Origin of the sequence: Microcoleus sp. M2_D5 (genome assembly GCF_036701935.1) — a bacterium.
Classification (GTDB): domain Bacteria; phylum Cyanobacteriota; class Cyanobacteriia; order Cyanobacteriales; family Microcoleaceae; genus Microcoleus.
In genome coordinates, this window is the sequence record NZ_JAUBRP010000014.1 from 1 (window position 1) to 22,377 (window position 22,377).

Consider the following 22,377-nt stretch of genomic DNA (forward strand, 5'->3'; position numbering starts at 1 on the left):
CACTTTTCACTCGCTCGCACGCTCTCGATCGCTTTCGCTACGTAACGTGCGATCGATTATTCAGCAAACCCTAATTAGGACGTTCTGGTAAGGAAGTTGCAGCAAAAGCGCGATCGAACTCACCGTGCAAGCTCAACCGCCAGCGATTCACCTCATCCCAGGATACTTCTTGGTTGCGGATAGATAACAGTTGCGATCGATAATCCTGCACCCGAACGGGTACAAACCCCTCCTTGAGGACAGTAATTCCTGACAGCAACAAGCGGATTAAGTGCATCGCGTGCTTCCACCGAATTTCCCCGGTATTGCGGAGGTCTTGCTCCATTTTTTTAAATTGAGACAAAACGTAGCTATTGTAAGTTTGATAAACCAATTGAGAAAGAAAGATTTCCCGAATTTCCAGCAATTCTTCCGCTACGGGAGAAACTGTTTCTACTAAAGGCGTATACAAACATTCTAGCACATTTGGATTAGCTTTTAGTGCCAAAACTAAAAACTTTTGCAGTTCCCAATAGCATTCTTGATTTTCCTTGTTTTCCAATTGTTCTGGAATGCCGTAAAGCGACCAATGAAGTATTGCCGGCGGCAGGTAAATCCCGCGCCTATCTGTATCGGATTGCTCGTTATCAAGACCGTAAGCTCTCGAACCAACAATGCAGCGGTAAATTACAGAATCATAGAGGTTGTATTCTGCAAGAAAATCTCCTCCTGACTGCAATCCTTCGCTCTGAAACTGCTTGCGGATGCTGAGTTCGTGCCGCCGCAGACTAACTTGTGTTCCGTCTGGGAATTTGACTAAATATGCGTGGGAATTGTCCGTAGGCGATTGAACGATGACGCCTACTAATCCCGGTTTCCAAGATTGGTCGCCAGCGGGGTTTTTGACCTCGATTTTGGTGACAATTTGGGTTCCTGCGGGGATTATTAAGTTGAAATTTTGGGAAATATTGGCATTTGCCATGAGGAAACCTCCTGCGGGGCACGAGCTACTATGTTAGTGTAGTGTATTTGTAATACAAAATTCAAGCGAGAATTTATAGCAATTCGGAAAAGTACAGCTACATACAGAATTCTGTTTAGCGAAAAAGCAAAAAGTTCTCTAATTTTCTCGCTGCTTAATTTTTCGCTTTAGCTTATACCCCCTTTTCACTTTCATGTTGTGCAGGAAGTGCTACACGCCCATGAAAGTCATGATAACGATGTGAAAAGTCTTCTAAATATGGACTTTCAAGCACAGCACGTCGTTTAGCAAAATTATTATTTATTTGATGGTATAAGAAATCAGCATCTATCGCAAAAATTTTTTTAAAATCTACTGTTAATTCTGGTATGCCTTCCTGATATGATTCACGTTCTAGAGGTATTTTTTCCAAAAAATGGTATTGCTGAGAACGATTAGATTTAACTAAATTCCAATCTGCTGAATTTTGGTTGGGGCGAATTTCTTGAGCTGTAAATACTTGACAAAAAAGTATAGAATTTAATAACTTATTAGGTTTATCTCGATTTTGCCTAGCGCTATAGTCCCAATCTAAATCACAGTTTTGAGTAACAATAATTGCATAAGGATGAACAATAGGTTTAAACTGAATTTGATCGAAATACTGAATTTGATCGAGGTTTGGAGAAGATTCACTTGCAACTGGTTTAACCTGTATAAGTCCAGTCAGAATTTCCCCTTGTCTAAGAGCCTCTTTGTCATTCGAGGCTCTGTAAATCAAAGGTTTACTCATGGTTAGCTACTCAAAATCTAGAATTAAAGGTGGTCTGACTTCGCTAGGTAATACGCTACCAGTAAGTAATCCTAATTCTTTAGGTAAGGTAGTTTGTGCTAAGTCAGACCGACAGTCACTATAATATTCCACCATTCGTTCAAGCACTTCAGATGCTTCTTGCAATCCTTCTGGAGTATTAGCAAAAAGCAGATTGAGTAGCGTTAAGCACTTAACCCAAGTGATGGTGTTTTGATTGAATTGACCAAACCATTCACCACTAATAGGTGATTCGATGGAAACTTCGATTTTTAAGCTAGGAGTACCAGATGCTAAAGTGTGCCGATACTGCGTCTGAGCAGGAGTGGGTAAAACTTCATACCTTTGTCCAATTATATTTTTGCTTTGAATACCACCAGTTGTTACGTGCATAGGATTATATTGGTTGAGGTCGCATTGCTCTGTGCAACTCTTCCGTGATACCCCAGCGGAAGAGATTTCTGGCTGTATGGTTGTAGTTATCGAGTATTTTCCAGGCATTTTCACTCCTTTCTACTTTATCCTCAGTAAAAAAATCAGTATCTAATAAATAAGCTGTTTCATCTATACCTCTTTCTGTGTCCCTGACGTTAACAAGCCCATGATTAAAATTAACTTGACCGAATTCAGTTTTTAGCTGTAAATTTTTAACAAAGTTTTGAATTGAATCTGCTACTTCTGGTGTATACAGTTCAGAAGCAATACGTTGCGGTATTAATTCATGCCACTCTTTGTCTTTGATATTTAGTTTTGACCTAATAATTAAATCACGATATCTTAGTCCTGTTCGTGAATAAAAAGAGGGATTATATATTTTTTCAAAAAGTTCTACAGCGCGTTTAAATTGAGCAATAAAATTTTCATATCTTTCATACTTTGTCGTAGCAAACGTTATAGAGTTTTTGTCTAAAGATATCTGGCAACTCAAGTCTTCTGACTTAAATTGATAAGTCAAGTCAATTGAAGTCAAGTCACTGGTAAAATTTGAGCTGAATTGGGTTAAAAGATTGGATAGCTCAACCGGGATCTGCAAATTTCTAGAAGTTTCAAAAATTGGGTATTCAAACCTTATACTATCTTGAAAGTCTACAGGCTGTTGGCTGGCAATTTTCAGGATAGTTGGAAATCTAAGTTGAGCAATAACCTCAATAAGGGGGCTGTTCTCATAAATTACTCTTTCATAGTTTGGGAGCTTCATTTTTTCAAAGTATCCATTACCAATTTGAAGAGCGTCTATTATTCTAGCTTAACTTACTTCCAAACAGAATCACATTCAGGATAGATGCGATCGCCTTTTCCAAATCAACTTTTATAACAGAATAATTTCGATGGGCAATACAGGATTTGAACCTGTGACCCCTTCCGTGTGAAGGAAGTGCGCTACCACTGTGCTAATTGCCCGCAGATAATTAATCTACCATACCAAGTCCAAATTTGCAACTAAATTTTTCCTAAAAATTCAGCCGCTGGTTTCCCAGTTAAACTCGACACAATGCCAATAAGACAGGCATTTGTCGAGTCTGGCATCAGTTAACCTGCCACCAACCCGCCGACGGGCCGACAAACCGCACTACAATCCACCAAACAACCAAAAGGCTAATCCCCATCCAGCTTCCGCGACTTGTCCACTTGACAAAATCTTCGCTTTGGGTTTTCGTGATTGGCAGCCAGGGAACGATGCGTTCTTCTTTACCGTATTCGTCGCCGATCGACTCTTTGCGACGCTTAGCTTCACCCATAATCTTTGTCTGCTAAATTAGATTTCAACTGGATACCCAACCAAATTATAAGTCAACAGGTCAACTCAAGCCTGCGTCAGCCAAGTCGTATCCAAATAATCAATCCTCGCAAAAGGACTCAAAGCCGCTAAAACCTGCTTTCCGTAACTGCGGTGAATCACCCTGCTGTCGAAAATCGCCACAACCCCCTGACGTTCTCGCACAGGCGCGATCGCCCGCTGCAACTCATTCAGCGCCGCCGGCAGCAAATACAACCGAAACCAATCCTTGCGCTGCTCCTTATAATAAGCCACACGCGCCGTCACCAAAGGATTCTCCAAAGAAGGTAGCGGCAAAGTTGCGATCGCCAGCAAGTGAGGCGCCCTCAATTCCCCCTGATATTCCCGCCAAAACTCCCACCCCGTCACCAAAATCGCATTCTCGCCCACATCAGTCTTTTCTACCTGCACCCTAGAACCGAACTCAGAAGCCAAAATCGCTGCCAGCCGAGCCTTCAGCGGTACATCACCCACAATCAGCACCGTTAACCCCGCCACCGACGCGCTCATCAACAGCAAAGTCCGAATTTCTTCCATTAAAACTCCCTGAAATTCCGGCGTATTTGGCAGCGGCAGCCAGTTGGGGATGTACAGTTGAATTAATTCGCTTTGTCGATCGGGCGAAAACTTAACGCTTGTCAATTCTGGCAGTCCCAGCATTTGCCGGAAGATCGGAGCCTTCGGTTCCACATCCACCGCCCCCCCAATCAACACCACAGGCTGACAATCCCAAATTTTGCTCAAAACCTCAGCCACCTGCACCGGCGCGCAGAACAGAGAAAATGACCCAGCCTCCCGATTAATTTCCGCCCACCGCAGTGTTCCGTTTGTTTCCCACCGGTGCCAAAAATTGCTCCAAGCAGCCGGAATCAGCGAATTTGGCTCGATTTTTTCAAACAGCCCCTGCAAAATATTTTGCTCTGCCGTTTCCAGCAAATAGCACTCCTCTGGTTTCGCCGGATGCTGAAAGAAAGCCCGCGTTAGCAGTACCCGCCCTTGGAGGATTGCATCGGCTTCCAAAGGCCCAGATTCCATTAAATCGTTCCAGTCAGCAGGTTGCAAACACGCCGTCAATTGCTGGCGAGTCCAAACTTCCAAGTCATCCACACCGTCGATAATTGTCGGAATATTGCTCGGAAGTGGCGAATTCGCCGCCAAGCGAGCCGCCAGCCAAGACTCTGGATCGGCTAGCATCAATCCTCGTCCAGTGGCATTATCGGAATAAGTCTCGATCGACCCCTCTGTTTGCAGCCACTCTTGCAAGCGCGGAATTTCCACTGCTCTCAAATGCTCGATCAGCCGTGTCGGCGCCACCAAAATCACAGGCTGCGGCCACATCAAAATCGGCATCAAATAGCTGACTCGATACCGCTGTCGGTAAGCTCCAGCGGGAAGCCCCGTTTGGATCAGAGCGCTGCGCCCCAAGCGCAAAGCCCGCGCCACGAGCCGCGCCATCGTTAAATGGTGGGGCCAGTGCGGCTCGGAGTTCGATCGCAGGAAGCGGAGCAACGAGTTGTGGACTTCTACCTCAATCAATCGGTTTTAAAATTGACATTTCTCACTCAACATAATCAAAACTGGCCAGAAAATCAACTACTTTTTGACCGAGAGGCAAACTGAATTTACTCTCCTGATGAGTTGCACCTCCCTTCCCAAAATTACCGTGAGAATTCACCATCAAACTCTCCTGTCCCGAACTAATTAAAATAGTTTGGGTAGGTGACTCAAAAAACTTTGTGGGCTGACTTAACCGTGATATATTAGAGAGCAAATTTATCAACTCATTTAATTTATTTGTAGCTGTACTCAATGCTTTACGCAACTGCAATATTTGTTTTTCTTCCAAATTTTGATTCTCGATATTTTTGCCAATAACCATAATATTTCTCTGAGTTTGTACAGCATCCTTAAAAGGAAGAATCGCTAAAAAAGCTGCTGGCAATAAATGCTCATCTCTCTCAAATCTAAAAGTTAGAGTTGTGCGGCGGTAGCCGACTTCAATATTAGGAGGAAAATTCATTGCCCGGTAATGCTGAGCTATTTCGCTGTAAGCTGTTGCTAAAGTGCTGTTGGCTGAGTAGTCTAAAAGTGCGTCAACCACAATTTGCACTAACCCAGGCGTGTGATTTAAAAATTTTATTGATTCTGACGGCGAATTGAATTTTTGAATCTGAGTGCGATCGCCTGCGGGGCTGAGGTCAACCCACTGGCAAGTAATATCATCTGCAATGATGCCGCATCGAGGAACCAAATACAGTTTTGCTCCTGTTAAAGTTGCTCCCCTCAAATCAGCGCCTACCCAATCTGCATTAATCAAATTTGTTTCTGTCAAATCAGCGTGAACGAAACTAGCACTTCCTAAATTAGTATTTCTTAAATCTGCTCCGTTAAGGTTAGCTCCGCTCAATTTAGCACTGCTCAGATCCGCGCCGTTGAGGTTAGCTCCCGTCAAATCAGCCCATTTGAGGTTAGCTCCGCTCAAATTCGCACTGCTGAGATTCACCTGTTGCAAAGAAGCTTGTCTCATATCGGCATTGCTCAAATTGACGCCGCTAAGTTCTGCTTTTGTCAAATCCGCGCCGTGCAAGTTAGCTTCTTGAAAGTTAGCTGAAGCAGCCGAAGCACCTCTGAGATTTGCACCGGAAAGATTAGCACCGCACAGGTTAGCTTCCGTCAGTTTTACCTCTCTTAAATCTGCTTCAGTCAGGTTTGCACCGCTGAAGTTAGTTTTGCTGAGTTCGCAGCGGACTAATTCGCTTCTAATCAGGGATGCTCGGATTAATTGAGCTGCACTTAAATCGGCTCTCACTAAGTTTGCTACGTTGAGAGTAGCCCCGTTTAAGATTGCCCGCGAGAGATTGGTACTGCTGAGCCTAGCCACATTCAGGTTAGCTTCGCTCAAGTTAGCGTCGCTCAAATTAGCGCCGCTGAGGTTGGTGACAAATAAGCTAGCCCGCCTTAAAATTGATTGGCTGAGGTTGATGCGGCTGAGATTGGCTTCATTCAGGTTGATTCCTGTGAAATCTCTGTCGCCTTCTGTGTATCTTTTGACGATTGCAAATCGTTTGAGCAGTTCTTCAGCTTCCATTTTTTTTACCTGAATGAAATGGCAATCGGCTAACTTTTTTATGGCATAAGCTGTGGAGCATTTAAACCAGTAACGAGGCTAGTAGGGTGCGTCATTCGCGAACCCTTACGCTGAAACGGAAAACCTTAGATGCTGACGCACCTTACGCAAGTCCTTTAAATGCCGAACAGCTTAAATAGAAATAATATCAAATTCATTTATAGTATTTACTCACCGAGCTGATAAAAGCTTTTGACAAACTCAATGACCGTATTTAGCGGCGGGGTGGTAAATCTTTGGGCTTTAATTGCAGGACTGATAGAGGTTTTGTTGACTCCCGGCAAATTGGTCAAGTTTCTGCCAAAGTCTGGGTGATAGTGAATCATCAAACTTTCGGCGCTGGAGTTAGCCAGTACAGTTTGAGTAGGCGATTGGAAAAAACTTGACATCGGTTCGCGATCGAGGCGAATCGGCTGAATTTTCATTTCCCCTATTTTTCTCATTGTTTGGGTCAGGGCAACGTTTAATTGCACTACCATATTTGAGACTCTGACACCCAGGTTATTACCACTTTGGGGTTGAATCATTTTGATCAGAGTCATCAAATTTTTCTGAGTAAATGCTGCATCACTAAAGGGAGTAATCGCCACGAAAGCTGTGGGAAATAGTTGGTCGTCCTGTTCTATTCTAAATGATATGATTGTGCGTCTGGAATTAACTTCGATACTGGGAGGATGGTTCAAAGCAGGGTATTGACGGGCAATTTGGCGGTAGGTAGCTGCAAGGACAAAGTTAGCATCCGGGTCGAGGGGTCGATCGACAATAATTTGAACGGTCGGCGGTGTAGCATTGAAAAACCTTTGAGATTCTTCTGGGGTAAAGCGCTGAATGTGGCTGCGATCCCCGTTAGGACTGAGGTCAACCCAATCGCAGGTAATGTCATCTGCTTTCACATCAAACCTCGACACCGCGTAAATTTTTGCCCCCGTCAGGGCCGCCCCCGTCAAATCGGCGCCCACCCAATCGGCGTGAATCAAATTCGCTTGAGTCAAATCCGCGTGTACCAGAGTAGCGTTCAACAGATTGACGTTGCTCAAATTTGCTCCGTACAAGTTGGCCCCGCTCAATCTCGCTTCATCCAGGTCAGCGCCGGTCAGGTTCGCCCCGCTGAGGTCAGCCCACCGGAGATTAGCGCCTCGCAAGTCAGCGCCGCTGAGGTTGGCCTGAGATAGATTAGCTTGTCTGAGTTCGGCATTGCAGAGGTTGACACCTCGCAAGTCTGCCCTGCTGAGGTCGGCTCTGTGCAAGTTGGCCCGTTCCAAGTTTGCCGCTGTTAGGGAAGCGCCTCTGAGGTGAGCCCCGCTGAGGTCGGCTTGCTCTAGATTGGCTTCTCTGAGGGTTGCTTCTCTCAAATCTGCTTCGCTGAGATTTGCACCGGTCAAGTTGGCACTACTGAGGTTTGCTCGGATCAGTTCGGATCTGATCAGTGTAGCTTCGACGAGTTGGGATTCGCTGAGGTCGGCTCGAATCAAGTTAGCTACGTTGAGGATAGCACCGCTGAGGTTGGCTTTGTGCAGATTGGCACCGCTGAGTCTGGCAACATTGAGTTTGGCTTTTCTCATGTTGGCGTTTGACAAATTGGTGCCGCTCATGTTGGTGAGGCTTAAGATTGCCTCACTGAAATTAGCCCCGCCCAGATCGATCCTGCTGAGATTTGCCTCGCAAAGGAGGATGGCAGTAAAGTCTCTTTCTCCTGCTGCATATTTTGTGATGAGTTCTTCGGCATCCATGCTTTTGAATTTCCCTGATGTGTTAGCTAGAACAAAGCTTTGTTGTGCCAACCTTTAAACTAGAATAAGCATTTTTTGTAACTTGATGCAATATGCTTAGACATCTATATTGTGGAAGCCTTTTATAAAATCCAAAATGCTACTGATATTAGTTTGAGCCAATTTTGCGATCTCGGCTAACTTGCCAGAGGTTGAGTTACTTGGGTCGTATTTTTTAATCAGGCGCTTGCCGAAGGCTGGGTGGTGATATACGCTGAGTCTTTGGTCGCGGGAATTAATTAAGATCATTTGTGTTGGAATTTGAAAGAAATTGATGCTTTCGCCGATTTTTGGAAAAGAACTGGAAATTTTGATTTGGTCTACTTTGCTGATAGCTTGGTTGAGAGCTTTGCTGCATAACTGAACGTGTTTAGATTCTTTGACGTTAAGTTTGCCTGCATCGTGGGATTGAATCATTTTCATCAATGCTATTAGGTTTTTTTGAGTGATGGCAGCGTCGTTAAAAGGAATGATGGCAACGTAAGCCGTGGCAAATAATTTATCGTCGCTGTCCATTTTAAACGCGAGTACGGTGCGCCTGGAGCTGACTTCGATCGTGGGAGGCTGACTTAAACTCGGGTATTGTTGGGCAATTTGGTAATAAGTTGCAGCTAGTGCAAAATGAGCGCCTTGGTCTAAGGGCGAGTCAATCACAATCCGAACTGTGGGCAAGGTTTCGTGAAAAAAGTCGTGGGTTCCTCCTGAGTTCAACCAGTAAATTTGGCTGTGGTCGCCGTTGGGGCTCAGATCGACCCACTTGCAGGTCATGCCTTCGGTTTTGATGCCCAGCCGCGAAACGGCGTGGAGTTTGGCTCCGGTTAAGGTGGCTCCGGTTAAGTCGGCTCCAATCCAGTCGGCGCGGATCAGATAGGCATTTGTCAGGTCGGCGTGAACTAAGCTGGCATTGAGCAAGTTGGCGTGGCAGAGGTCGGCTCGGCTGAGGTCGGCGCCGCTCAATTTTGCTTCGCTCAGGTCGGCCCAGCGGAGATTGCAACCGCTGAGGATTGCCCAGCGCAAATTGACGCCGCTGAGGTCGGCGCCGCTGAGTACGGCTTGAGTTAGGTTGGCTTGTCTCAGTTCTGTGCCTCGCAAGTCGGCGCCGCTGAGGTCGGCTCGGCCCAGGTCGGCTCCTTGCAGGTTGGCTTGTTCGAGGTTGGCTTCTGTCAAGCACGCGCCGCTGAGGTGAGCGCCTCGAAGGTTGGCTTGAGCGAGGTTGGCTCCTCGAAGGGTGGCTTCGGTGAGGGTTGCGCCGCTGAGGTTTGCGCCGCTGAGGTTTGCGCCGCTGAGTTCGGCTCGAATGAGCTCGGCTCTGATCAGTTTCGCTCCTATGAGTATGGCTTTTTTGAGGTCAACTCGCACTAGGTAAGCGACGTTGAGGTCGGCGTCGGTGAGGTCGGCGCCGCCTAGATGGGCGCCGCTGAGTCTGGCGATGTTGAGTTTGGCACCTGTGAGGTTTGTTTTGCTGAGGTTGGCTCCGCTCAGGTTTGCTACACTCAGATTCGCACCCTTGAGGTTGGCTCCGCTCAAGTTGACGCCGCTGAGGTTGGCCTCAGTCAGGTTGATTCCGGCAAAGTTTCTTTCTCCGGCGGCATATTTTTTCAGGAGTTCCTCGACTGTCATGGGGGCGGCACCGTATCAAATATCCCCATTTTATTGCTATGAATATCGGTATTGTAGGACTGGGTTTAATTGGCGGCTCGATCGCTCTGGATTTACGATCGCGCGGGTTTAATATTGTTGGGGTTTCGAGTCGCCAACAGACTTGCGATCGGGCGCAAGCCAGGGGTGTTGTCTCTGAAGCCAGCATACACCTGTCTTTGATGGCAACAGCGGATTTGGTTTTTATTTGCACGCCCTTAGGAGCGATCGAGCCGATCGTCCAAAAATTAATTCCCCATCTTTCCCCTGATGCGATTGTAACCGATGTCGGTTCGGTAAAAACTCCGATAGTCGAGGCTGTGTCCGCTCTGTGGCCGAATTTTGTGGGGGGACACCCGATGGCGGGGACTGCTGAAAGCGGGATTGAGGCGGCGGTGAGGGATTTGTTTGTCGGGCGGCCTTATGTGGTGACGCCGCAGGCCCAAACGCCGGCGCAGTCAGTGGAGAAGGTTGAGGAAATCGCGCGGTTGTTGGGTGCTAAAGTTTATCGGTGCGGCCCTCAAGAACACGATCGAGCTGTGGCTTGGATTTCTCATTTGCCGATAATGGCTAGCGCGACGCTGGTGGCTGCGTGCGATCTTGAGGGCGATCGGGATATTGTGAATTTAGCCCAGCATTTGGCGAGTTCGGGTTTTCGGGACACGAGCCGGGTGGGGGGTGGCAATCCCGAACTGGGAGTGATGGTGGCAAAGTACAATCGAGAGGAATTATTGCGATCGCTCTCTATTTACCGCGACAGTCTCGACGAGTTGATCGGCGATATCGCAGCCGAAGATTGGCAAAGTCTCGAACACAAGCTGAAGCTGACTCAACAAGCGAGACAGAATTACAACTTGTGATCCAAAATTTACAACCCAATTCAACCAGTAATTCACGTTCAGATTGAGGCGCAAATAGTTGGTGCAGTCGCTAAAATGAAGCCAGTGTTAACGTTTAAAGCCTAGGAACGGGGCATTTGAGAATTAAAAATTAAACAAGGGTAAGGTGCGCGCGCCTCACCCTACTAATTTGTAATTCTCGGCCCCTTTTCCGATGCCCCATTCCCTATGACTGATTTTCAAGCATCACCAAATCCATCAAAACCTGTCCATCCCCTCAAGCGGCTGCTGAAGTACGGGCGCCGCTACCGCCTGAAAGCTTGGCTGGCAAGTACCTGTTCGCTGCTGAATAAATTCTTTGATTTAGCGCCGCCAGCATTAATCGGTATTGCCGTTGATGTGGTGGTGAAACAGCAAGATTCTATCCTCGCTCAGTGGGGCATAAAAGATGTCTTTTGGCAACTGGCAATTATCACTCTTTTGAGCGCGGTTGTTTGGATGTTGGAATCTATTTTTGAATATGCCTATGATTATTTGTGGCGCAATTTGGCTCAGGATATCGAACACGATTTGCGTCTGGAAGCTTACAGCCATTTGCAGGAATTAGAATTAGCTTATTTTGAAGAGCGCAGCACGGGCGGTTTGATTTCTATTCTCAACGATGATATCAATCAACTCGAACGTTTTTTGGACGACGGCGCTAATGAGGTAATTCAAGTAATGACAACTGTTGTTGTGATTGGGGCGGCTTTTTTTGCTGCATCTCCTCTTGTAGCTGGGCTGTCAATGCTGCCGATACCTTTTATTATTTGGGGCTCGATCGCTTTTCAAAATCGCCTCGCTCCTCTGTATGCTGATGTGCGGGAAAAGGTGAGTTTTCTGAACGGGCAACTGTCGAATAATTTGATGGGAATTACTACTATTAAAAGTTTTACTTCCGAAGATTATGAAATTGGGCGCATCGAAGCACAAAGCCAAGCTTACCGCCAAAGCAACCGACGGGCGATCGCACTTTCGGCTGCTTTTATTCCGCTGATTCGGGTGGTGATTTTCTTGGGGTTTATTGCAACACTATTTCTGGGCGGTTTGGAGGTGGTGGCGGGCCGGTTGTCTGTAGGAACTTACAGCGTTTTGGTGTTTTTAACCCAGCGGTTGCTGTGGCCGCTGACTCGCCTCGGAAATACTTTGGATCAATACCAGCGCGCTATGGCTTCGACTAATCGGGTGATGGATTTGTTGGATACTCCGATCGCAATTCGCACGGGTGATATTCGGCGGCCGGTTAGTTCGATTAAGGGTGAGTTGGAATTTAAAAATGTTACCTTTTCTTACAATCAAAGAAAACCGATTTTGCAGTATTTTTCTCTGACTCTGCCTGCGGGAAAAACTACTGCGATTGTTGGGGCTACTGGTTCGGGAAAGAGTACGCTAGTAAAACTAATATTGAGGCTGTACGAGGTACAGTACGGCAATATTTATCTCGACGGTATAGAATTAAATAACCTGAATTTAAAAGATTTGCGGAGATCGATCGGATTGGTGAGTCAAGATGTGTTTTTATTTCACGGTACGGTGGCAGAAAATATTGCTTACGGCAGTTTTGAGGCAACCAATCGAGAGATAGTAAATGCTGCTAAAATTGCGGAGGCTCACGAGTTTATTTCGCAATTGCCCGACGGTTACAACACTATTGTAGGGGAACGGGGTCAAAAATTGTCGGGGGGGCAGCGGCAGCGAATTGCAATTGCACGGGCTGTTTTGAAGAATCCGCCGATTTTGATTCTTGACGAAGCTACTTCAGCGGTGGATAACGAGACTGAGGCGGCAATTCAGCGATCGCTCGAACGAATTACCAAAAATCGCACTACAATTGCGATCGCCCACCGTCTTTCTACTGTCCGCAATGCCGATTGCATTTGTGTCATGGAAGAGGGGTTGGTGGTAGAATCGGGGCAGCACGAACAACTGATCGAACAGGACGGAATTTATGCGGCGCTCTGGCGCGTGCAGTCTGGTATAAGATAGAAACGCAGCGCTTTTGGGTAATTGGTAATTGCTAATTTGTAATTGGGGATGGGCCTTTGGGCATGGGTAACTAATGACAACAGTCAACAGCCAACTGCCAACCGCCAACTGCCAACTGCTAACTGACAACTGACTGCAAAATATTAGTTTCTACAAGCAAGAAAAGAAAATGTTTCTATTTGATAGCCCTGAGTCCAAACCCAACGAAAATAGCTGGAGCCGGAAATTAGATAAGTTTGTGAAAGCTAATCAAAATGAATTGGCTGCTTTGGCTTGGGGGCTATTTCTGGAAAGGGGAGAGGAAAGCGAGGAGATTTTGGCAATTGATATTGCAGAAACTGCGCGTTTTGTGTATTGTAAGAAAGAGGCGGTTGAGGAGTTGAACCGTCAAGTAAAAAGTCATATTCAGGAAGTTGTAGGTGTGTTGAATGCTCACAAACCTGAGAAAGAAGTGGCGATTTTGGCGATCGGCGAAGGTCAAATTAAGTTGATTCTTTTTGAACCTAAGCCTGAACCTCCTGTTTGTTTTGAGGAAGCGGCAACAGATGTTGATACATTGTTGGCTAAGCTGGAACAGCAGATGGTTGAATGTATGAAATAGGAATTATATCAAATCCGATGGCATCGGAATTGATATTACCTACAGTCAGGAGACGACGCCCTGCATTTTCCCGAAAATAAATCGGGCGATGGTTATATCTCTGATCGAGGAAGATTGATTATGTTGGGGTAGGGAAACGGCAATGTTGTGTCGTCAGTTGCCCTATTGTCGATGGTTATATCCGATCGCACTCTGAGGGCAATTTTATCCCATAGTCTCTTTCAATCCCTGGGTGATCTCAACATCCTATTAGCAACAGGCTTTTCGGCCTGTTCCACAAAGAGTAAACCCGGACTTATTATAGATATCAGAATAACCAGCAATCAAAATAACCAGGGGGAGGCGAATCGTCATGCAAAATTTGAACTTTGTCTAAATTAGGTATAGCTTCAGCCAATTCTCTACCTACTTTTATCTCAAGCGCCCTGTCTGTTAATGGAAAGGAAAATTGATAGCTATCTTGCAAATATTTGGCCTTAGCAACAATCTCATCTTTCTCTAAAATCGGGCTGTTGCTACCAATCAAAATGCTATTGCTTTCCTGGCCAACACACACGCACACTTGAGAAAACACGCTTTGAAAAGTTTTTATTTTTTCGGCATAAAACTGATCTCTTTGCAGCAGATTGGCTAGCACAACTCCCTTGCTTGACAAGCGTTTTTCGCAGAGTTGATAAAATTCTTTGGTGGATAGGCGGTGCGGAAAGTAGCCGTTGCCAAAAGCTACGTCGATCGTGATGGTATCGTATTGAGTATCTGATTTTTGCTGCTCTAAATACTCTCGACCGTCTTGAATTGTTACAGTTAGCCGATCGTCCAACTGCACCCCAAAACACTGTGTAGCTGCTTGGATCGCGATCGGATCGACATCCGCACATTCTATAACAGTTTCCGGCAAATAGTGGTGCAACACTAAGGGAATTCTGCCGCCGCCAAAACCAGCTATGTAGATTCTTTGAGGTTGGCTTTGCCAGACTAAACCCAACATCATCGCCTGAGTATATTCAGAAACTAGATGTAAAGGATTGTTGAAATCGAAAATAGATTGCAGTAAATCTGTTTGCTGGTTTACTTTTTCTACTAAAGATAGCTTAATGTGCGATCGATCTTTTGTGACTGCAACATAGTGAACACCAGACTCTTTGCAAAAAATAACTTTGTCTGGCTGTTGCAGCAGCCAAGCCAGCCGCTGTTGAATGGCAGCTAAATTCATACGTTGCCAATTTTGGCGATCGTCAATCATTAATTTTAATTGAAATTTTAGAGTATTGGACGCACGGGCGGTCAGAAACCGGGTTTTTTACCAAAATCCTTCGTCTTAGCCCGCAGATTCAGAAAAAAACCCGGTTTCTTTGGTTTGATGCGTCCAAGACTATTTTATTCAGGAATTACTCAGAAACCGGGTTTGCAGTCAATTTTATTTTCTTTATTATTCAAAACCCAGAGAGAAATTAAGCAGGCAGTATCCGTTTATATGCCACCAACTCCAAACCTGAAATCGAAAAATCCACTCTTTCCCAATCTTGCTTGTCACCTTCCAAATTTTCAAAGGCTGCTGAGGTGAGCAAAATCTCTCCCCGTTCCGCCAAATCCTCTCCCAGCTTGGATGCCAGATTAAATTCCGATCCGTACATATCCTCTCCTTCCAGCATCAAAACATCGCCACAGCCAATACCAATGCAGAGGTAAATATCCATCTCCGGCGGCAGTGTCGTGTTGACAGCCGCCGTTTGTTTCAAAGAGTCGATCGCAGCTTCCACGGTCGATTTTACATCGGAAAAAACTGCAAAAATATTGTCTGCTTCCTCCTTAACTACAGTGCCGCTGTATTCTGAAATTATCGGTTTGACAATTCCGTGCATCCGGTGAATCATTGCCAAAAAATGAATAATTCCGTAGCGGACTGTCGTGCGCGAAAATCCTGACATATCCATTACTAAAATTGCGTAATTTTGGCTAAAAGTTTCATTTATTTTCGCATCAATTTCCGCCATTCTTTCGGGATGCTCGTTTCTTTCTTGCAGCAACTTTTCCAAGTTAGCGCGGTTATTTGTTTTCATTTTATTTAATTAAATTCCCAATCGCGACACACTTCTTGAGGGCGACCAGCAGGATACACCGCACAATTGATGCCATCCTTACCGTAATAATAATCGCAGACTTTGCAAGGTTTAGTTTGCTCTAATTTTTGCATCAAAATTGCCCGGATTGTCTGGACTCGGTTGCGATACTTGTTTGCATTCGAGTGACTCGGTTCAATTGCCAAAGCTTGCTCGAAAGCTGCTAAGCTGGAATCGTACAATTTAATAATTTGGGAACTGTATTTTGTCCAAGCATCGGCATGGCTTTGATACAATTCGACTGTACTTAAGTTTAAAATTCCGTATTCTGTCCAAGCGTCGGCTGAAGCTCGATCGAACTTAATGTTGGCATTTAGCAACACTTTTTTAATCGTTGCCAAAAGTTCCCTCGGCTGCCAAGGTTTGCTAACATAAGCCTCGGCGCGATCGCCCTGGAACCTCGCAAATAAAGCTAACTGCTGTCCCTTCCCTGTTAAAAATACCACCGGTATGTTCCGAGTTTCGGGATTAGCTTTAATTAAACGGCAAACCCCGTAGCCGTCCAGACGGGGCATTATGACATCTAATAATACTAAATCGGGGCAATTTTTCTCAATTTTATCCAGCGCTTCCACACCGTCTGATGCCTGAATTACATTCAATCCGCTGCATCTCAACTGATGTGAAATGCACTCGCGCTGGCTGCGGGAATCTTCCACCACTAAAACTGTACTCATCACTCCCCACCTGCTTTTTGAAGTAAACTTGTTCGCTGCTTCGAGTAACCCTTGCTGAAATCAGTTTACCCACATTGGAAGAGTTTTTTATCACTTGCAAGCTCAACTTACTGAAATTGCAACAAATCTTAAACTGGGGAGCCAAGGTGATACTTATCAGAAAATGCGGGTTGCTAATACCGGAAAAATTATTAGATATTTGGGCGGCAAATATTGGGCTTTTCAGCCTTAATAACGGCAAATCGTACTGATGTCGGACGAACACCTTGTTGAATTGCAACAGATAATCGGCTATTGTATACATTAAAGTTCTTAAAGACGACAAATGAATCGATTGCTCCTCACTTTACTTGTAAGTCCGACGCTGTTTGGATCGGTGATGTCTTTGAGCGCGATCGCAAATCCCGCTCTAATTAGCGAAATACCAGCCCAATCGACTGATTCGCCTCAATGCGTGCGATCGCCCCACACTCAGCGTCTGACTTGCGTGCGGCTTCCTGGCAAGTCTGCTGCTGCTTCTAAGCCGAGAATTAGTTGGCAGCGCCCGGGTGAAAAACAGGTGGCGATGCTGGATTTTTCGGAAGCAGAAAGCGATGAGGCGGTGGCGCTGTTTGGCTGCGACTGTCAGATGTGTATCAACTCGCTGCGACAGTTGCGCGGTTTGCCTCCTCTGGATTTAGCTTCTTGAGGGCGATCGATCTGATATGTTGCACCATTCTCAATTAGTTTTTTATGAACAGGCTTTTCGGCCTGTTCCACAAGAAAATTTATCTTTTGTGGAACAGGCCGGAAAGCCTGTTGCTGACAATGGTGCAAGATATCCGATCGATTGTCAATTAACCTTTTATGAACAGGCTTTCCGGCCTGTTCCACAAGAAAATTTATCTTTTGTGGAACAGGCCGGAAAGCCTGTTGCTAACAAAGGTGCAAGATATTAGATCGATTGTCAATTAGTTTTTTATGAACAGGCATCTTGCCTGTTCCACAAGAAAATTTATCTTTTGTGGAACAGGCCGAAAAGCCTGTTGCTGACAATGGTGCAAGATATCAGATAGATCGAACAGCATTGGAAGTCAGTGTCAAAAACCTGGTTTCCGGCTGCGCGCTTTTGAGTGGCTTTAGCTTTCTCACTTTTAGAGACATTGTAGTCAATTTGTTCCATCATTTCTAGAGACTTTTTATCTCTCGAAACCTGGTCTCTAGTTTTTAGCGAGAACTTGTTTAAGTTGAGCAGTTGCTTGCTCAATTTTTTCGATACTACCTGGGTTGACCAATCCGTAGTAGTCAAAAACGTAAACTCGATTATTTTTTGTGGCTGTTAGTTGATTCCAAAATGAATCAGATTTAAATTGGTCTAAAATTCCTTCTCCCCGATCGACTACAATGATTACTTCGGGATTAGCCTGTAAAACCTTTTCCGCTGAAAGCGTTATGTAGCCTCGCATGGGGCTATCTCCTTGCAATTGGGCTGCGACATTTTTCACGTTAAACTTACCCAGCAAATCTCCAGCCCAACTGCTTTGATTCGGCGATAAAATCGGTTGTCTGCTTACCAAAACTAAAGTAGCGGGGCTTTGATTCGGGATGTCTGCTAAAAATGTTTGGTAGCGTTTTAACAGAGATTCTGGATTGGTATTGAGCGATTTAGCTAAAGTTGTTGTTAACTCTTCTAGGGATTTCCAGCTATCAACTTGAGTTAGTAAAGTTTTAATTCCAAGCTGCTGCAATTTTTGCATTGTTTGGTCGTGAAATCCCGATGCACCTACCACCAAATCCGGTTTCAATGCGATGATTTTTTCCAAATTGGGAGGGGTGCGTTCGGCAGTGACTGCGGTAATTCCTGTAAATTTGGGGTTGCTGCTGACTAATGCGCTGCCGGGAATTCCTACAAGTTTGGTTGAGTCGAGTTGATGGATAATATCGGCGGTTAAAGGTGTTAAAGCTACAACTTTTTGTGCTGATTCGCTGTTAGTTGTTTGTGATTGATTTGCTGATGGCGAACCAGCAGGAGTTGATGGCTGAATTTGGGGTGAAGTGGCGGCGGAGCAAGCGGCAAATGCTAAACTCAGCAACAGGATAGCGGTACGAGAAAAAAAAGTTTTGTACATAGTTTAGGCGGGAGTTACAGCGAGTTTAAACCAGGTTGAGACAGAAATGACGGGAAGTTCGATCGCACTTTAGCGCTGAATGATTTAAATATCAATAGTCTGCTGTCCAAAGAAACCGGGTTTTTAGGGAATCTGCGATGCTCTAACGACGTATTTTCGTCAAAAACCCGGTTTCTGGCCCATGCGTCCAGGATTATTACACGAAGTATGAATATACTAAATTTGGGAGACAGGAGCGATCGCACAAATCTGCAAGCCTACAGAAGTTTCTAAAATGATAGCTTCTACGCCAAAAATCTGAGCTAAATTATCAGGAGTTAAAACTTCTGCGGGAGTTCCTACACAAAAAAGTTCGCCTTTATTTAACATAGCAATCCGCGAACTGTACCTAGCAGCTAAATTAATTTCATGCAGCACTGTAATAATCGTCAATTTTTGTTCTAAATTGAGTTTGTTAAGCAGTTGTAACAATTGCAACTGATAGGAAATATCTAAATAAGTAGTAGGTTCATCTAATAGCAAAACTTGCGGATTTTGAGCCAAAGCTAAGGCGAGGAAAGCGCGCTGGCGTTCGCCTCCTGAGAGTTGTTCGACAGGGCGATCGCGAAATTCCTCAATCCCAGTTTGAGCGATCGCAACTTCCACCTTTTGGGCATCTTCCTTGCTCAATTCCCACTGCCACCAACCCTGATGAGGAGAACGCCCCAAACCGACTAATTGCCTTACCGTCAAACCTTCGGGTACTGCTTGCTGCTGCGGCAAAATCGCTAATTTTTGAGCGACAACAGCAGCAGGTTGAGTATGAATGGCTTTGCCGTCAAGCAACACACTTCCTTGCTGCGGAGTTAGGATGCGGCTGACTAATTTCAAGAAAGTAGACTTACCAGAACCGTTGGCGCCGATGAGACTCAACCACTCACCTGGTTGCAAAGATAAAGTGATGTTGCGGGCGATCGCAACTTCGCCATAACCGCCAGTTAAATCTTGAATTTCTAAATTCATTTTATTTTGGTAATGGTAACGGGTAATTGGTAAAACGTCAAACCGACGATCCGGCAGGGGTTTAAACCCCTGCCTCAAAGCTAAAGTCCTCTAAAGAGGACTGAAGAACTTAAATGACTCATGACTAATGGCTAATAACTAATGACTCATGACTCATGACTAATAACTAATGACTGATGACTAATGACTGATGACTAATCACTAATAACTAGAACGCCGATAAAGCAGCCAGACAAACAGCGGAGAACCCAACAAAGCCGTAACCGTACCCACAGGCAATTCTACCGCACCCAAACGTGCCAAAAAATCAGCAAAAGTCAACACCCAAGCACCGCCGATCGCACTCAGCGGCAATACAAACCGATAATCGTTACCAACCAACAAACGCACCCCGTGAGGCACAACCAATCCCACAAAACCAATCAATCCGCCGATGCTGACAGCACTCGCAGCTAGCAAAGTAGCAACACCGCCAATCAACAAGCGCGATCGTACCAGCGAAACCCCCAAACCAACAGCTAAATCGTCGCCCAAAGCCAGCAAATTTATCGATCGACCCAAAAAACATCCTAACAGCAAAGCAGCCAAAATATAAGGTGCAGCCACCTGCAAATCCGACCAACCGCGACCGTTCAAACTGCCTATCAACCAATTCAAAGCAGCTTGCAAGCGGCTGTCTTCAGCTAACAGCAGCAGTGTAGTTTGTATTGCCCCAAACAGAGAACTAACAGCCACACCAGCTAAAACCAAACGTTCAACAGAAATTCCCGTTTTAGTTTTTCCCAAAAAGTAGACTAGCATCGAAGTTAAAATAGCACCTATCCAAGCCGCCAAAGGCACCCAAGTTTGAAATATTCCCAAAGTCAGCATGGTAATCGCAACCAACCCTGCACCCGCCGAAATTCCTAATACAAAAGGATCTGCTAAACCGTTGCGGAGCAACCCTTGCAGCAAAGCCCCCGACATTCCTAAAGCCGCACCAACTGTCAGCGCGGCCGCCACTCTGGGCAAACGCAATTCCCAGAAAATAGTTTGATTGACAGCATCACCTCGGTGCAGAAATGCTTGCCACAATTGATCTGCACTCATCGGCACCGCACCGAAAGAAAGCGAAAGGGCGATGGTTAACAGCAAACTCAATCCTAAGAATAAAACTGCCTGAAAAACTCGATATTTTAGCCAGATTTTTGGGAGATTCACTAGATTACACCACAATCTTGATTGACAGCACTAAGTACCATATTTACTCTGTTTTTAACGCTCGAACTGGTTAACTACAATAACAATAACCGATGCACCTCAAGACGGCGATCGGGATCGCGAATTAAATAACTTATAATTTTAATTGTTATTGTGGGATGGGCTCTTATAGCCCGTCCACTCATGACGGGCTATAAGAGCCCATCCCACAAACTTGTGGAAGTTATTTAATTCTCATTCCTCATGGGAGCAGAATCGCTTGGCGATCGCACCCGCCGCCAAAATTAAATGTATAATATTAACGAAGTAAACCGCTACGAGTGAATCATGTCCGCAAACACCGCGCTACCGCCAGCCCTAGCTAAAATCGTCCAGCGCTTTCAGCGACACTCCGATCCGAAACAGCGCTACGAACAACTGCTGTGGTATGCCAAGCGACTTCCAGCATTTCCCGAAAGCGATAAACTGCCTGAAAACAAAGTTTCTGGCTGCGTGTCGCAAGTTTATATTACTGCAAATTTGGCAGAGGGAAAAGTTCTGTATCAAGGCGATTCAGACGCTCAGTTAGTCAAAGGATTAGTTGGCTTGCTGGTAGAAGGTTTGAGCGGATTAACGCCTGCTGAAATTGTCAGCATTACCCCAGATTTTATTCAAGACACGGGCTTGAATGTGAGTCTGACACCTTCCCGCGCTAACGGATTTTACAACATTTTTCAAATGATGAAAAATAAGGCACTTGCTTGTGAATTGAGCAAGCAAGCCGAAGCAAATTAAAAGAATAAACAGCCATGACTCAAACTACAAATTTAACAAAATCAAATTCTGGCAACTATCCCGTCGCAGTTCAAGAATATATCTGGAATTGGCAAGAAACGCAAATTAAAGTTATTTACGAAACCCGAGGACTGGGAAATCCTGTATTGCTGCTGCCTGCTTTCAGTACGGTTTCCACGCGAGAAGAAATGCGTCCTTTAGCAGAATTGTTAGCTCCTAAATTTCAAGTTGTGAGCTTAGATTGGCCGGGTTTCGGCGAATCGGATCGGCCGCGAACCGACTATAAACCGCAATTATACCATCAATTTATCAAGGATTTTGTTGAGGCAACTTTTAACAGTCCTGTTGCTGTAGTTGCAGCAGGTCACGCTGCGGGTTATGTGATGCAATTAGCGCAATCAAAGCCGAATGTTTGGTCAAAGATTGTGTTAGCTGCGCCGACTTGGCGCGGGCCTTTGCCGACGATGACCAAACAGCAAAGCGGGTGGCACGGAATCGTGAGAGAATTAGTACGATCGCCCTTACTGGGACAATTCCTTTACAAACTCAATACTGCGCCGTCTTTCCTGAGTTTTATGTACCGCCGCCACGTCTGGGCCGATGCTGCTAAAGTCACGCCGGATTTCATCCAAAGCAAATGGCAAGTGACGCAAAAACCAGGTGCTCGATACGGTTCCGCTGCTTTTGTGACTGGTGGTTTAGATCCGGCAAAAGTGCGATCGGAATTTACAGATAAATTTCAACAATTAGCAGTGCCGGTGATGGTTGTAATTGCTGAAAATGCGCCGCCCAAATCAAAGGCTGAAATGGAAGCATTAACGGAATTACCGGGTGTTGTATCGCGAGTTATTCCCGGTTCTTTGGGTATGCACGAAGAGAATGCAGAAGCTTTGGCAAATGCGGTTCAATCTTTTATTTGAGAGGATTAAGAGGGGATGAACCGCAGAGGGCGCAGAGAACGCAGAGGGG

At 45.4% G+C, this 22,377-nt stretch carries 23 protein-coding genes and 1 tRNA gene; 8 read left to right on the top strand and 16 right to left on the bottom strand.

Translation table 11 applies throughout. The features are described from left to right. Positions 1–70: 70 nt before the first annotated feature. The 10 genes from QUA50_RS08180 to QUA50_RS08225 all read right to left on the bottom strand — a co-directional run bounded on the left by QUA50_RS08180 (position 71) and on the right by QUA50_RS08225 (position 10,044). Positions 71–961 (bottom strand): DNA polymerase beta superfamily protein, encoded by an 891-nt coding sequence (locus QUA50_RS08180; protein WP_333265857.1) that lies wholly within the window; start codon positions 959–961, stop codon positions 71–73. A gap of 172 nt (positions 962–1,133) precedes the next feature. Beyond that, complete coding sequence (locus tag QUA50_RS08185; RefSeq protein WP_333265855.1) at positions 1,134–1,733, bottom strand: hypothetical protein; 600 nt, start codon at positions 1,731–1,733, stop codon at positions 1,134–1,136. 6 nt (positions 1,734–1,739) lie between these two features. Beyond that, complete coding sequence (locus QUA50_RS08190; RefSeq protein WP_333265853.1) at positions 1,740–2,144, bottom strand: hypothetical protein; 405 nt, start codon at positions 2,142–2,144, stop codon at positions 1,740–1,742. A gap of 4 nt (positions 2,145–2,148) precedes the next feature. Beyond that, positions 2,149–2,949: a TIGR04255 family protein gene (locus tag QUA50_RS08195; protein ID WP_333265851.1), complete on the bottom strand. Its 801-nt coding sequence runs from the start codon at positions 2,947–2,949 to the stop codon at positions 2,149–2,151. A gap of 131 nt (positions 2,950–3,080) precedes the next feature. Then, positions 3,081–3,152, bottom strand: a tRNA-Val gene (locus tag QUA50_RS08200). A 125-nt stretch (positions 3,153–3,277) separates the two neighbouring features. Continuing rightward, a complete protein-coding gene (locus QUA50_RS08205; RefSeq protein ID WP_333265849.1) occupies positions 3,278–3,490 on the bottom strand; it encodes a DUF2839 domain-containing protein in 213 nt (70 codons plus the stop codon). 65 nt (positions 3,491–3,555) lie between these two features. After that, positions 3,556–5,064: a helicase C-terminal domain-containing protein gene (locus QUA50_RS08210; protein ID WP_333265847.1), complete on the bottom strand. Its 1,509-nt coding sequence runs from the start codon at positions 5,062–5,064 to the stop codon at positions 3,556–3,558. Between the two features lie 22 nt (positions 5,065–5,086). After that, positions 5,087–6,616 carry a pentapeptide repeat-containing protein gene (locus QUA50_RS08215; protein WP_333265845.1) on the bottom strand — a complete coding sequence of 510 codons (1,530 nt, stop codon included), beginning with the start codon at positions 6,614–6,616 and terminating at the stop codon, positions 5,087–5,089. A gap of 206 nt (positions 6,617–6,822) precedes the next feature. Further along, positions 6,823–8,385, bottom strand: coding sequence for a pentapeptide repeat-containing protein (locus tag QUA50_RS08220; protein WP_333265843.1), 1,563 nt, complete (start codon positions 8,383–8,385; stop codon positions 6,823–6,825). Positions 8,386–8,481: 96 nt separating this feature from the next. Then, positions 8,482–10,044: a pentapeptide repeat-containing protein gene (locus QUA50_RS08225; RefSeq protein WP_333265842.1), complete on the bottom strand. Its 1,563-nt coding sequence runs from the start codon at positions 10,042–10,044 to the stop codon at positions 8,482–8,484. Positions 10,045–10,082: 38 nt separating this feature from the next. On the opposite strand from QUA50_RS08225, the gene QUA50_RS08230 reads away from it, so the two are divergent. The 3 genes from QUA50_RS08230 to ccmS all read left to right on the top strand — a co-directional run bounded on the left by QUA50_RS08230 (position 10,083) and on the right by ccmS (position 13,527). Continuing rightward, complete coding sequence (locus tag QUA50_RS08230; protein WP_333265840.1) at positions 10,083–10,922, top strand: prephenate/arogenate dehydrogenase; 840 nt, start codon at positions 10,083–10,085, stop codon at positions 10,920–10,922. A 207-nt stretch (positions 10,923–11,129) separates the two neighbouring features. Beyond that, positions 11,130–12,926, top strand: a complete 1,797-nt coding sequence (locus QUA50_RS08235; RefSeq protein ID WP_333265838.1) for an ABC transporter ATP-binding protein — start codon at positions 11,130–11,132, stop codon at positions 12,924–12,926. Positions 12,927–13,095: 169 nt separating this feature from the next. After that, positions 13,096–13,527 carry a beta-carboxysome assembly chaperone CcmS gene (ccmS, locus tag QUA50_RS08240; RefSeq protein WP_333055796.1) on the top strand — a complete coding sequence of 144 codons (432 nt, stop codon included), beginning with the start codon at positions 13,096–13,098 and terminating at the stop codon, positions 13,525–13,527. 307 nt (positions 13,528–13,834) lie between these two features. Here the strand turns inward: ccmS and QUA50_RS08245 are convergent, their stop codons facing one another. The 3 genes from QUA50_RS08245 to QUA50_RS08255 form a co-directional block, all read right to left on the bottom strand. Beyond that, a complete protein-coding gene (locus QUA50_RS08245; RefSeq protein WP_333265835.1) occupies positions 13,835–14,770 on the bottom strand; it encodes a fused MFS/spermidine synthase in 936 nt (311 codons plus the stop codon). 208 nt (positions 14,771–14,978) lie between these two features. After that, positions 14,979–15,587 carry an adenylate/guanylate cyclase domain-containing protein gene (locus QUA50_RS08250; RefSeq protein WP_333265834.1) on the bottom strand — a complete coding sequence of 203 codons (609 nt, stop codon included), beginning with the start codon at positions 15,585–15,587 and terminating at the stop codon, positions 14,979–14,981. Positions 15,588–15,592: 5 nt separating this feature from the next. After that, positions 15,593–16,324, bottom strand: a complete 732-nt coding sequence (locus QUA50_RS08255) for a response regulator (protein WP_333265832.1) — start codon at positions 16,322–16,324, stop codon at positions 15,593–15,595. A gap of 325 nt (positions 16,325–16,649) precedes the next feature. Between QUA50_RS08255 and QUA50_RS08260 the strand changes: the two genes are divergently transcribed. The 3 genes from QUA50_RS08260 to QUA50_RS08270 are packed head-to-tail and all read left to right on the top strand — an operon-like array spanning position 16,650 to position 17,495. Then, entirely contained in the window at positions 16,650–17,012 is a 363-nt protein-coding gene (locus QUA50_RS08260; RefSeq protein ID WP_333265829.1) for a hypothetical protein, read from the top strand. A 16-nt stretch (positions 17,013–17,028) separates the two neighbouring features. Further along, positions 17,029–17,262 carry a hypothetical protein gene (locus QUA50_RS08265; RefSeq protein ID WP_333265827.1) on the top strand — a complete coding sequence of 78 codons (234 nt, stop codon included), beginning with the start codon at positions 17,029–17,031 and terminating at the stop codon, positions 17,260–17,262. Between the two features lie 35 nt (positions 17,263–17,297). Next, positions 17,298–17,495: a hypothetical protein gene (locus tag QUA50_RS08270; protein WP_333298618.1), complete on the top strand. Its 198-nt coding sequence runs from the start codon at positions 17,298–17,300 to the stop codon at positions 17,493–17,495. A 28-nt stretch (positions 17,496–17,523) separates the two neighbouring features. Here the strand turns inward: QUA50_RS08270 and QUA50_RS08275 are convergent, their stop codons facing one another. From QUA50_RS08275 to QUA50_RS08285, 3 genes are all read right to left on the bottom strand, one after another. After that, complete coding sequence (locus tag QUA50_RS08275; RefSeq protein ID WP_333265825.1) at positions 17,524–18,432, bottom strand: ABC transporter substrate-binding protein; 909 nt, start codon at positions 18,430–18,432, stop codon at positions 17,524–17,526. Between the two features lie 216 nt (positions 18,433–18,648). Further along, a complete protein-coding gene (locus QUA50_RS08280) occupies positions 18,649–19,434 on the bottom strand; it encodes an ABC transporter ATP-binding protein (protein ID WP_333265823.1) in 786 nt (261 codons plus the stop codon). Between the two features lie 201 nt (positions 19,435–19,635). Further along, positions 19,636–20,634 (bottom strand): iron ABC transporter permease, encoded by a 999-nt coding sequence (locus QUA50_RS08285; RefSeq protein ID WP_333234556.1) that lies wholly within the window; start codon positions 20,632–20,634, stop codon positions 19,636–19,638. 327 nt (positions 20,635–20,961) lie between these two features. Here QUA50_RS08285 and QUA50_RS08290 point away from each other — a divergent pair, with 327 nt between their 5' ends. Continuing rightward, positions 20,962–21,408 (top strand): SufE family protein, encoded by a 447-nt coding sequence (locus QUA50_RS08290; RefSeq protein WP_333265821.1) that lies wholly within the window; start codon positions 20,962–20,964, stop codon positions 21,406–21,408. 14 nt (positions 21,409–21,422) lie between these two features. Beyond that, on the top strand, positions 21,423–22,328 hold the full coding sequence (locus QUA50_RS08295) for an alpha/beta hydrolase (protein WP_333265819.1): 906 nt from the start codon (positions 21,423–21,425) through the stop codon (positions 22,326–22,328). The last annotated feature ends 49 nt before the right edge of the window (positions 22,329–22,377 follow it).

Bases quoted from the DNA above. Each gene is read 5' to 3' on its own strand.
- QUA50_RS08295 (WP_333265819.1), top strand. From the start codon at position 21,423: ATGACTCAAACTACAAATTTAACAAAATCAAATTCTGGCAACTATCCC.
- QUA50_RS08235 (WP_333265838.1), top strand. From the start codon at position 11,130: ATGACTGATTTTCAAGCATCACCAAATCCATCAAAACCTGTCCATCCC.
- QUA50_RS08225 (WP_333265842.1), bottom strand. From the start codon at position 10,044: ATGACAGTCGAGGAACTCCTGAAAAAATATGCCGCCGGAGAAAGAAAC.
- QUA50_RS08220 (WP_333265843.1), bottom strand. From the start codon at position 8,385: ATGGATGCCGAAGAACTCATCACAAAATATGCAGCAGGAGAAAGAGAC.
- QUA50_RS08260 (WP_333265829.1), top strand. From the start codon at position 16,650: ATGAATCGATTGCTCCTCACTTTACTTGTAAGTCCGACGCTGTTTGGA.
- QUA50_RS08185 (WP_333265855.1), bottom strand. From the start codon at position 1,733: ATGAGTAAACCTTTGATTTACAGAGCCTCGAATGACAAAGAGGCTCTT.
- QUA50_RS08280 (WP_333265823.1), bottom strand. From the start codon at position 19,434: ATGAATTTAGAAATTCAAGATTTAACTGGCGGTTATGGCGAAGTTGCG.
- QUA50_RS08205 (WP_333265849.1), bottom strand. From the start codon at position 3,490: ATGGGTGAAGCTAAGCGTCGCAAAGAGTCGATCGGCGACGAATACGGT.
- QUA50_RS08190 (WP_333265853.1), bottom strand. From the start codon at position 2,144: ATGCACGTAACAACTGGTGGTATTCAAAGCAAAAATATAATTGGACAA.
- QUA50_RS08275 (WP_333265825.1), bottom strand. From the start codon at position 18,432: ATGTACAAAACTTTTTTTTCTCGTACCGCTATCCTGTTGCTGAGTTTA.
- QUA50_RS08255 (WP_333265832.1), bottom strand. From the start codon at position 16,324: ATGAGTACAGTTTTAGTGGTGGAAGATTCCCGCAGCCAGCGCGAGTGC.
- ccmS (WP_333055796.1), top strand. From the start codon at position 13,096: ATGTTTCTATTTGATAGCCCTGAGTCCAAACCCAACGAAAATAGCTGG.
- QUA50_RS08250 (WP_333265834.1), bottom strand. From the start codon at position 15,587: ATGAAAACAAATAACCGCGCTAACTTGGAAAAGTTGCTGCAAGAAAGA.
- QUA50_RS08230 (WP_333265840.1), top strand. From the start codon at position 10,083: ATGAATATCGGTATTGTAGGACTGGGTTTAATTGGCGGCTCGATCGCT.
- QUA50_RS08215 (WP_333265845.1), bottom strand. From the start codon at position 6,616: ATGGAAGCTGAAGAACTGCTCAAACGATTTGCAATCGTCAAAAGATAC.
- QUA50_RS08245 (WP_333265835.1), bottom strand. From the start codon at position 14,770: ATGATTGACGATCGCCAAAATTGGCAACGTATGAATTTAGCTGCCATT.
- QUA50_RS08180 (WP_333265857.1), bottom strand. From the start codon at position 961: ATGGCAAATGCCAATATTTCCCAAAATTTCAACTTAATAATCCCCGCA.
- QUA50_RS08195 (WP_333265851.1), bottom strand. From the start codon at position 2,949: ATGAAGCTCCCAAACTATGAAAGAGTAATTTATGAGAACAGCCCCCTT.
- QUA50_RS08265 (WP_333265827.1), top strand. From the start codon at position 17,029: ATGTTGCACCATTCTCAATTAGTTTTTTATGAACAGGCTTTTCGGCCT.
- QUA50_RS08290 (WP_333265821.1), top strand. From the start codon at position 20,962: ATGTCCGCAAACACCGCGCTACCGCCAGCCCTAGCTAAAATCGTCCAG.